The sequence below is a fragment of the Saccharopolyspora griseoalba genome, from assembly GCF_042665275.1.
Taxonomy (GTDB): domain Bacteria; phylum Actinomycetota; class Actinomycetes; order Mycobacteriales; family Pseudonocardiaceae; genus Saccharopolyspora; species Saccharopolyspora griseoalba.
Map to the genome: position 1 here is coordinate 200,243 of NZ_JBHTCJ010000011.1, position 8,085 is coordinate 208,327.

At 72.6% G+C, this 8,085-nt stretch carries 6 protein-coding genes and 1 pseudogene; 1 reads left to right on the forward strand and 6 read right to left on the reverse strand.

The window, feature by feature from the left end; all coding sequences use genetic code 11:
* Window positions 1-97 precede the first annotated feature (97 nt).
* On the forward strand, window positions 98-1,546 hold the full coding sequence (tcuA, locus tag ACFQRI_RS20625) for an FAD-dependent tricarballylate dehydrogenase TcuA (protein ID WP_380671082.1): 1,449 nt from the start codon (window positions 98-100) through the stop codon (window positions 1,544-1,546).
* Here the strand turns inward: tcuA and ACFQRI_RS20630 are convergent.
* The 6 genes and pseudogenes from ACFQRI_RS20630 to ACFQRI_RS20655 form a co-directional block, all read right to left on the reverse strand.
* The gene (locus ACFQRI_RS20630) at window positions 1,540-2,670 is read right to left on the reverse strand and encodes a glycoside hydrolase family 10-like protein (protein WP_380671084.1); all 1,131 of its coding nucleotides are present in this window, start codon (window positions 2,668-2,670) and stop codon (window positions 1,540-1,542) included. The two genes, tcuA and ACFQRI_RS20630, sit on opposite strands and share 7 nt — an antisense overlap.
* Before the next feature lie 262 nt (window positions 2,671-2,932).
* Entirely contained in the window at window positions 2,933-3,685 is a 753-nt protein-coding gene (gene pgl / locus ACFQRI_RS20635; protein WP_380671086.1) for a 6-phosphogluconolactonase, read from the reverse strand.
* Entirely contained in the window at window positions 3,682-4,686 is a 1,005-nt protein-coding gene (locus ACFQRI_RS20640; RefSeq protein ID WP_380671088.1) for a glucose-6-phosphate dehydrogenase assembly protein OpcA, read from the reverse strand. The genes pgl and ACFQRI_RS20640 overlap by 4 nt, the downstream gene beginning before the upstream one ends.
* A complete protein-coding gene (gene zwf, locus ACFQRI_RS20645) occupies window positions 4,683-6,212 on the reverse strand; it encodes a glucose-6-phosphate dehydrogenase (RefSeq protein ID WP_380671090.1) in 1,530 nt (509 codons plus the stop codon). The genes ACFQRI_RS20640 and zwf overlap by 4 nt, the downstream gene beginning before the upstream one ends.
* A complete protein-coding gene (locus ACFQRI_RS20650; protein ID WP_380671092.1) occupies window positions 6,209-7,831 on the reverse strand; it encodes a glucose-6-phosphate isomerase in 1,623 nt (540 codons plus the stop codon). Before ACFQRI_RS20650 ends, zwf begins: the two co-directional genes overlap by 4 nt.
* A gap of 103 nt (window positions 7,832-7,934) precedes the next feature.
* Window positions 7,935-8,085: pseudogene (locus tag ACFQRI_RS20655) on the reverse strand (transaldolase); the annotation flags it as partial.

The following is an 8,085-nucleotide window of genomic DNA, read 5'->3' on the forward strand; positions in this document are numbered from 1 at the left end:
CCTTCCGCCTCCAGCGGTCCCCGAGTGCCAAGAGCTCGGGGACCGCTGATGAAGGGGGAAGGCGCTCCGCGCGCGTTCGGGCGCCTAGGTTGGGCAGATGAGCGATTTCGACGTCGTGGTCGTCGGTGGTGGCAACGCGGGGTTCTGCGCGGCGCACGCGGCCGCGGAGCGCGGGGCGCGAGTGCTGGTGCTGGAGAAGGCGCCGGAGGCCGAGTCCGGTGGGAACTCGTTCTACACCGCGGGCGCGTTCCGGTTCGTCCTCGACGACCTCGACGAGATCCTGGACCTGATCGAGCCCGACGAGCGGATCGCCCACTCGGTGGTCCCGCCCTACACCGCCGAGGACTTCGCCGCCGACATGGAGCGGGTGACCTCGGGGCGCTGCGATCCGGAGCTGACCGCGACGCTGATCGCGCGGTCCACCGAGACCGTGCGGTGGCTGGCCGGGAAGGGGCTGCGCTGGCGGTTGATGTACGAGCGGCAGGCCTACCTCTCCGGCGGGAAGTGGGTGTTCTCCGGCGGCCTCCACGTCGGCACCGTCGGCGGCGGCAAGGGGCTGATCGCCGCGCACACCGCGGCCGCCCGCGCGGCCGGAGTCGAGATCCGCTACGGCGCCGAGGTCTCCGGGCTGCGCCGCGACGCCGTGACCTACCGGACCGCCGGGGGCGAGCAGCGGATCTCGACCGGCGCGATCGTGCTGGCCGCGGGCGGTTTCGAGGCTTCCCCGCAGCGGCGCGCCCGCCACCTCGGCCCCGAGTGGGAGCGCGCGCACGTGCGCGGGACGCCGACCAACACCGGTGAGGTCATCGAGCTGGCGATCGCGGCCGGAGCTGCGCCGCACGGCGACTACGCGACCTGCCACAGCACCGCCTGGGATGCCGACGCCGACCGGGCGGGCGGCGACCGCGAGCTGACCAACCGGCTCACGCGGCAGAGCTACCCCATCGGCGTGGTGGTCAACGACGCCGGGGAGCGGTTCGTCGACGAGGGCGCGGACTTCCGCAACTACACCTACGCCAAGTACGGCGCCGAGATCCTGCGCCAGCCCGGTGGCCGCGCGTTCCAGCTCTTCGACGCCAAGACGCGTCCGCTGCTGCGCGCCGAGGAGTACGACTCGCGCCCGATCGCCGGGGCCCGGGCCGACACCCTCGACGAGCTCGCCGCGCGGCTGGGCATCGATCCCGACGGCCTGGCCCGCACCGTCGCGGAGTTCAACGCCGGCATCACCGACGCGCCCTTCGACCCGGCGGTCAAGGACGGCCGCGCCGCGCGCGTGCGCCCGCCCAAGTCCAACTGGGCGCAGGCGCTGGACACGCCGCCCTACTACGGCTACGCCGTGGGCTGCGGCATCACCTTCACCTTCGGCGGCATCCGCGTCGACCCCAGCGCCCGCGCGCTCGACGCCGGCGGCCGCCCGATCCCCGGGCTGTTCGCCTGCGGGGAGATGGTCGGCGGGCTCTTCTCCGGCAACTACCCCGGCGGCAGCGGGCTGACCTCCGGTGCCGTGTTCGGCCGGCTCGCTGGAACGGGCGCCGCGGCTCAGTAGTGGTCGGCCACGACCCGGGCGATCGCCTCGGCCGCGTTGGTGGCCAGGGAGGTGGCGCTGAAGTAGATGTCGCCGGAGACCTGGTGCCGCGCGTTGAAGGTCAGGTGGCTGCTGAGCTGTCCCGGGTCGCTCCAGCCCTGCTCGCCCATCTTGTAGGCGGCCTGTCCGATGTAGAGCTCCACTCCGGTGCCCGCGACGGTTCGCGACCACCAGGGGATCAGCGCGGCGTAGTCGGCGGAGTCGTGCCCGATCGGCCAGTAGACCTGCGGGGCGATGTAGTCCACCCAGCCCTCGCGCACCCACCTGCGGGTGTCGGCGTAGATCGCCGAGTACGACTCCAGCCCGCTGGTGTCGGACCCGGCGGGGTCGCTGGAGGCGTTGCGCCAGATCCCGAACGGGCTGATCCCGAAGCGCGCGTCCGGCCGCGCCTCGTGCACCCGGCGGTCCAGTTCGGACACCAGGTCGTTGACGTTGTCGCGGCGCCAGTCCTCGATGTTGTCGAAGTCCTTGCCGTGCAGCTCGAACGTGCGCTCGTCGGGGATCGACGCGCCGTCGACCGGGTAGGGGTAGAAGTAGTCGTCCAGGTGCACGCCGTCGACCTCGTAGCGCTGGACGGCGTCCATGATCGCGTTGGTGACGAACTCGCGCGCCTGCGGCACGCCCGGGTCGTAGTAGCGCTGGCCGTCGTAGTCGAAGGTCCACTCCGGGTGCTGGTTGGCCGGGTGGTCCGGGGTCAGCGCGCTCGGGTCGCCGATCCGGTAGGGGTTGAACCAGGCGTGGAACTGCAGACCTCGGGCGTGCGCCTCGTCGACCAGGAACCGCATCGGGTCGTAGCCGGGGTCCCCGCCCTGCTCGCCGGTGAGGTAGCGCGACCAGGGCTCGTGGGGCGAGGGCCAGAACGCGTCGGCGCTGGGGCGGACCTGCACGAACACCGCGTTCATCTCGTTGGCCGCGGCCTGGTCCAGCAGCTCGCGGTACTCGTCCTTCTGCTGCTGCGCGGACAGGCCGGGCTCGGTGGGCCAGTCGGTGTTGGCCACGCTCGCGATCCACACCCCGCGCATCTCGGTCGACTCCGGCGAGGCGGCGCCGGAGCCCGCGAGTAGCCCGGTCAACGCGGTGGCCATCGCCAGCGCGACTCCCAACCTGCCGATTCGGCGCGTCTTCCGCGGCCCCATGACGTCCCCTTCGCCGCAGCGGTCGTGGCGAGCGCGAGCTTAGGGCGAACACCTCGCCCGCGGGCCGGCAACGCGCGGGATTGGCGTCAACTGCTCACCGAACGGGGGTGTCGCCGGTTCCGCCGGCGCCCGCCCGGGTGAGGCCGCGCGGACGGCGAAGGGCCTGGACTCGCGCGTTCCGAGTCCAGGCCCTCCGCGGTCCGGTGGCCGGTTACGGCAGGTCGCTGGCCGCGTCGGTGTCGAGCAGCCAGAGGGTGCGCTCGCGGCCGGTGGCGCCCGCCGCGGGGATGTCGACCGGCTTCGCCCCGCCGAGCGCGGCGGCGATCGGCTCGGCCTTCGCCTTGCCGGTGGTCATCAGCCACACCTCGGACGCCGCCCGGATCGCGGGCAGCGTCAGCGAGATCCGGGTCGGCGGCGGCTTCGGGCAGTCGTGCACGCCCACCACCGTCTTGCTCTCCTCGGCGACGTACGGGGTCTCCGGGAACAGCGAGGCGGTGTGCCCCTCCTCGCCGACGCCCAGCATCAGCACGTCGAAGTGCGGCACCGCGATGTCGGTCTCGGCGGCCGCGGTCGCCGCCAGCACCTCCGCGTAGTGCGCCGCCGCGGCGTCGGCGTCCTGGCCGAACTTGCCGTCCGAGGGAGCCATCGGGTGCACCCGGTTCGGGTCGAGCTCGACGTGGTCCAGCAGCGCCTGCCGGGCCTGCGTCTCGTTGCGCTCCGGGTCGCCGGAGGGCAGGAACCGCTCGTCGCCCCAGTAGACGTCCACGGCCGACCAGTCCACCGCGTCCAGCGCGGGGGAGCGGCGGACCTGCTCGAGCACGCCGATGCCGGTGCGGCCACCGGTGAGCACCACCGAGGCCGAACCGCGCGCGGCCTGCGCGTCGGCGATCCGGGTGATCAGCCGGGCCGCGGCCGCGGCGGCCAGCACCTCGGCGCCCCGGTGCACCAGCACCTGCTGGGTCACGACTTCTTCCCCTTCCCGGCCTCGCCGCCCTCCTGCTCGGCGGGCTGCTCGGCATCGGTCTCGGCCTCCGGCCGGTCGGCGGCCCGGGAGATCCGGTGCAGGCCGCCCAGGGTGGCCTCGTAGATCTCGTCCGGGTCGAGGCGCCGCAGCTCCTCGCTCAGGCAGTCGCGGATCTCGCGGCGCTGCAGCGCGATCCGCCGGTCCGGCTGGCCCGGCTGGGTCAGCGAACCGACCTTGCCGTCCGGGCGGACGATCTCGATGTTGCCCGACGGCCGCTCCAGCACCGCCGAGTAGATGCCCGAGCCCTCGCGCGGGTGGTCCTCGCGCAGCACCTCGACGTTCAGGCAGTCCGCCAGCCAGGCGGCCAGCAGGTCGGTCGACGGCGAGTCCGCAGCACCCCGCACGGTGGCCGCGGTGACGGCCTCGTGCGGCGGCAGGTCCATCGCCGAGGACAGCATCGCCCGCCAGGACGTCAGGCGCGTCCAGGCCAGGTCGGTGTCGCCGGCGACGTAGGACTTCACCCGCTTGTGCAGCGCGGCTATCGGGTTCGGCTCGGCCGCGGCGTCGGTGATCCGGCGGTGCGACAGCGCCCCGATCGGGTCCTTGGCCGGGATCTCCGGGGCCTGGCCGGGCCAGTAGGCCACCACCGGGGCGTCCGGCAGCAGCAGCGGCACGACCGCGCCGGCGCCCTCGTCGGCCAGCGGGCCGTAGAGCCGCAGCACGACGACCTCGGAGGCACCGGCGTCACCGCCGATGCGGATCTGGGCGTCCAGCCGGGGCGCCGCCTGGCGCGCACCGCTGGCGACCACGATCACCCGGCAGGGGTGCTCCCTGCTGGCGTCGTTGGCGGCCTGCACGGCCTGCTCGACCTCGGAGCCGTCGCTGGTGACGATCACCAGCGTCAGCACCCGGCCGAGCGCGACCGCGCCACCGGACTCGCGCAGCTCCACCAGCTTCTTGTTGACGTTCGAAGTGGTGGTCGACGGCAGGTCGATGATCACGGTCGCCTCCAGACGCGTCCGGTGCGGGCCAGCATCTCGTCCGCCGACGACGGACCCCAGGTACCGGCCTTGTACGGTTCGGGCTTGCCGCGGGCCTCCCAGTGCTTGAGCACCGGGTCCAGGATCTCCCAGGACAGCTCGACTTCCTCGTTGACCGGGAACAGCGAGGGCTCGCCCAGCAGCACGTCCAGGATCAGCCGCTCGTAGGCCTCCGGGGAGGACTCGGTGAAGGCGTGGCCGTAGCCGAAGTCCATGGTCACGTCGCGCACCTCCATCGAGGTGCCCGGGACCTTCGAGCCGAAGCGCATGGTCACGCCCTCGTCCGGCTGCACCCGGATGACCAGGGCGTTCTGACCCAGCTCCTCGGTCATGGTGGAGTCGAACGGCAGGTGCGGGGCCCGCTTGAACACCACCGCGATCTCGGTGACCCTGCGGCCCAGCCGCTTGCCCGTGCGCAGGTAGAACGGCACGCCGGCCCAGCGGCGGCTCTCCACCTCCAGGGTCATCGCCGCGTAGGTCTCGGTGATCGAGTCGGAGGCGAAACCGCCCTCCTCGTGCAGGCCCGGCACCAGGGAACCGCCCTGCCAGCCGCCGGTGTACTGACCGCGCGCGGTGGTCTGGTCGAACGGCCCGACCGGCTTGGTCGCCGAGAGCACCTTGATCTTCTCGGCGCGCAGGTCGTCCGGCGAGAAGGAGACCGGCTCCTCCATCGCGGTGAGCGCCATCAGCTGCAGCAGGTGGTTCTGGATGACGTCGCGCGCCGCGCCGATGCCGTCGTAGTAGCCCGCGCGACCGCCCAGGCCGATGTCCTCGGCCATGGTGATCTGCACGTGGTCGACGTAGTGGGCGTTCCACAACGGCTCGAACAGCTGGTTGGCGAAGCGCAGCGCCAGGATGTTCTGCACCGTCTCCTTGCCGAGGTAGTGGTCGATGCGGAACACCGACTCCTCGGGGAAGACGTCGTTGACGATGCGGTTGAGCTCCTTGGCGCTCTGCAGGTCGTGCCCGAAGGGCTTCTCGATGACCACGCGCCGCCAGTTGTCGTCGGTCGGCTCGGTCAGCCCCGAGCGGGACAGCTGCTTGAGCACGGTCGGGAACGCCGAGGGCGGCACCGACAGGTAGAAGGCGTGGTTGCCGCCCGTGCCGCGCTCGGTGTCGAGCTGCTTGATCGTCGAGGCCAGCTGGTCGAACGACGCGTCGTCGTCGAAGGAGCCCGGCACGAACCGGATGCCCTCGGCCAGCCGGTCCCAGACCGTCTGGTGGAACGGGGTCCGCGCGTTCTCCTTGACCGCGTCGTAGACGACCTGGCCGAAGTCCTGGTCGGCCCAGTCGCGCCGGGCGAAGCCGGTCAGCGCGAAGCCGGGCGGCAGCAGACCGCGGTTGGCCAGGTCGTAGATCGCCGGCATCAGCTTCTTGCGGGACAGGTCACCCGTGACGCCGAAGATCGTCAGTCCGCTCGGGCCCGCGATCCGGGGGAGCCGCTTGTCCCGCGGATCCCGCAGCGGGTTCTGCCATTCGGGAGTCACTGCCGAGCCTCCAGCTCCTGCGCGGCCTTGACCAGCTGGACCAGTCCGGCCGCGCGATCGGTGAGGTGCAGCCGCAGCACGGGGCGCCCGTGATCGGCCAGGACCTGGCCGTCACCCAGCGCCTGCGCGCGCTGCAGCCCGGACAGCGCGTAGGGCCGTTCCGGAACGTCCAGATCCTCCTCGGCGTCGCCGGTGATCTGCAGGAACGCGCCGTTCTGGTGGCCGCCCTTGTGGTACTGGCCGGTGGAGTGCAGGAACCGCGGACCCCAGCCGAAGGTGGTCTGCAGCCCGGTGCGCTTGGCCAGCTCGGTGCGCAGCACCGCGGCGGACGCGTCGTCGAGGCGGTCCAGGTAGGCCTGCACCGCGAGGTAACCGGCCTGCGGCGCGGCGCCGGTGAACGCGCGCAGCACCTCGACCAGGTTGCTCGCACCGGAGAACCACGCACCGCTCGCGTGGACCTCGACGGCGCCCTCGGTCAGCGCCGGGGCGGACTGCTGAGCACCGGTGGGCGCGTCCAGCAGCGCGCGGGCGGCCTTCTTGGCGGCCTCCACGTCCGGCTGGTCGAAGGGGTTGATGCCCAGCAGGCGACCGACCAGCGCGGTGGCGAACTCCCACAGCAGGAACTGGCCGCCCAGCGGGCCGTTGGTCGCGATGCGCGCGGCGTCGGTGGCCGGGCCGATCGCGACGGCGGTGGCGTCGCCGCCCGCGTCGGCGAAGCCCGGCGACTCGGGGCGGTCCACCACGACCGGCAGCAGGCCGGTGCCGTTCTTGCCGGTGGACTCGGCGACGAGCTGCTCGACCCAGTCGCCGAAGCCGGCGATGCCCGACCCGGTGTCGGCGAAGACGACCTTCTCGGCGCCCTTGGCGTGCGCGGCGCCGAGCGCGGCGGCCAGCTGGATCGCCGGGTTGTCGGCCCGGTCGGCCTTCAGCGCGGGGAACGCGGCCGCGGCGTCGTCGAGCAGCGCGGCGATGTCGGCGCCCGCCAGTCCGGCCGGGACCAGGCCGAAGGCGGTCAGCGCGGAGTAGCGGCCGCCCACGTGCGGGTCGGCGGTGAAGACCTTGCGGTAGCCGGCGTCCTTGGCGGCGGCCTCCATCGGCGATCCCGGATCCGTGACCACGATGATCCGGCTCACAGGATCGATTCCGTTCGCGCGGAACGCCGCCTCGAAGATCCGGCGGTGGGAGTCGGTCTCGACGGTGGTGCCGGACTTGGAGGAGACCACCAGCACGGTGTTCTCCAGGTCTCCGGCCAGCGCGTCGGCGACCTGGCCGGGGTCGGTGGTGTCGAGGACCGTCAGCGGGACACCGGCGGTGCCGGTGATGACCTCTGGTGCGAGGGAGGAGCCGCCCATGCCGGCGAGCACGATGCGGTCCAGGCCCTCGGCCTCCAGCTCGGCGCGCAGCGCGTCGATCTCGGCCAGCAGCGGGCGGGAGCTCTCGTGCAGCGTCGTCCAGGAGAGCCGGATCGAGGATTCCGGTTCGGCGTCGGGACCCCACAGCGTGGCGTCCTGGGCGGCGAGCTTGCCGGCAACCGCGTCAGCGGCCAGTTGCTCGGCCAGCGGCCGAGCCTCGGCCTCCAGCGCCACATCGGCAATACGGACAGAAACATCGGTTGCCATGAAGATCCTTCAGGCTCGTGAGTATGCGATTCGATCAGATTCTCGCCGATCCGGGCCGGTGCGGCGAACTGCCACACCGGCCCGGATGCGCTGCCACGAGGCCTTACTCGGCCTGCTCGAGCTGCTGGGCGACGGTGTCGAGGAGTTCGGTCCAGGACTTCTCGAACTTCTGGACTCCGTCGGCCTCCAGCACGGCGAAAACGTCGTCGAGGTCGATACCGGCCTCGCGGAGCTGGTCGAAGACCTGCTGGGCC

Bases quoted from the DNA above. Each gene is read 5' to 3' on its own strand.
- tcuA (WP_380671082.1), top strand. From the start codon at position 98: ATGAGCGATTTCGACGTCGTGGTCGTCGGTGGTGGCAACGCGGGGTTC.
- ACFQRI_RS20630 (WP_380671084.1), bottom strand. From the start codon at position 2,670: ATGGCCACCGCGTTGACCGGGCTACTCGCGGGCTCCGGCGCCGCCTCG.
- ACFQRI_RS20650 (WP_380671092.1), bottom strand. From the start codon at position 7,831: ATGGCAACCGATGTTTCTGTCCGTATTGCCGATGTGGCGCTGGAGGCC.